This window comes from Mycobacterium sp. (assembly GCF_050701675.1).
Taxonomy (GTDB): Bacteria; Actinomycetota; Actinomycetes; order Mycobacteriales; family Mycobacteriaceae; genus Mycobacterium.
In genome coordinates this window covers 1-1734 of record NZ_JBOGDD010000570.1, presented here as the reverse complement: position 1 = coordinate 1734, position 1734 = coordinate 1, and the positions used below count along the sequence as shown (strand labels likewise).

The following is a 1734-nucleotide window of genomic DNA, read 5'->3' as shown; positions in this document are numbered from 1 at the left end:
CGTTCGGGCGGCGATTGACCGCGGTGCGCACCGCGTCGCGCATGCGCTTTGGATCGAGCGGGCCGGCCACGGTGATGTCCAGCTGCACCGAGTACAGGTCTTCGCTGCCCTGCGCGGTGCCCGAGTGAAAGAGCAGCCCCTGTTGCAGCGGGGTCAGCGGCAGGACGTCGGCGATGTCGTATTGCTGTGCCAGCTCGTCGATCTGCTGTTGGCTCAACCGGGTGGGAGCGAGGTCTGACGGCGTAAGGCCGCCTCCGCCGTGCTGCACGTGGGCACAGATGCCGGCCAGCGCGTCGAACCACAGCTCGCCGAGCCGCCCGACCTGGTCGTGATCCAGTGCGGACAGCGCCCACGTCCACGTGGCGTGCAAGCGCGGACCGTCGTCGGTGTCCATGGTGCCCGCGTTGAGCTCCACGGTGTGTCCCAGCGGCGTGGGCACTGCCGTGGCCGCGGCGATGACCGAAACGTTGTCCTGGTTGATCCGCCACAGGTCATCGGACAGGTCGCCCGCGCCCGCGCCGAGGCGCCCGAGGTAGTTGAATCCGATCGACGGATCCGACCCACCCAGGTCCACCTCGTCGTTCAGATAGCGCAGCAGACCGTACGTCAGACCGTCGGGCAGCGCCCGGAGCTGTTCCTTGGCGTCCTTGATCACCGAGCCGAGTGCGGTTTCACCGGAGCGCACCTGCGCCCAGGACAGCTCGCCCGTGGCCAGCGAAACCGGGTACTTGGACGTGAACCAGCCCACCGTGCGCGACAAGTCAATGGCCGACGCCAATTCCTCGTTGCGGCCGTGGCCCTCGACGTCGATCCCGATCGGCGCCCCGCCGGTGCCAAGGAACTCCGCCCACGCCAATCCGAACGCGATCAGCAAGATGTCCTGCACGCCGGCGTGGAACGCCGCAGGCACCTCACCGAGCAGCAGCCGGGTGGTCTCGCTGTCGAGCGACACCGACAACTCCCCCGCGTTCACATAGGTGTCGGTCGCCGGTTGCACCGCGGGCAGCGCGGGCGGGACCGCCGCCACCTGCCGCCACGTGTCGGCCAGCTCCAGCACTGCTTCGGAGTGCGCGTGCTCATCCAGCAGCGCGGACCAGCGGGCGAACGACGTGCCCCCCGTCGGCAATGCCACTGGCTGGCCGCTATGGTGCTGGGCCCAGGCAATGTTCAAGTCTTCCAACAGGATTCGCCACGACACCGCGTCGACGGCGAGGTGGTGGATGATCAACACCAGCTGGCCGGTGTCGGGCACCCACAACGAGCTGAGCATCGCCCCCGCTGAAGGGTTCAGCCGCGACCGCGCTGCGACCAGAGCCTCATCGGACAACACGTCGACCGCCTGCAAGCAATCGCGGGCGTCTACGGAGCCGACGTCGGACACCGTCGGCGACCAGCCGCCGGCGCCGTCGTCCTCGACGCGCAACCGCAGGATGGCATGCCGATCCAGCAGCGCCTGCAACACCACCACCACGTCGGCCTCGGTGACACCCGCGGGGGCCTGCACCTCCACCGCCTGGTTGAACTGCTCGACCGGTCCGTCGACGTCGTGCAGCCAGCGCATGATCGGGGTGGCCACCACCGACCCGATGCCCTCATCGACCTCGGCGGTCTCACCGCCGGCGAAGACGGCTACCTGGGCCAGTCGGGCCACGGTCTGCTCGACGAAGACGTCGCGCGGCCGGCACACCAGACCCGCGGCGCGGGCCCGCGCCACCACCTGCATCGACAGGATGC

At 69.3% G+C, this 1734-nt stretch carries 1 protein-coding gene; it reads right to left on the bottom strand.

The features are described from left to right. Positions 1-1734, bottom strand: a 1734-nt coding sequence (locus ACRDUX_RS17395; RefSeq protein ID WP_526415265.1) for a condensation domain-containing protein, incomplete at both ends; no start/stop codon positions are given.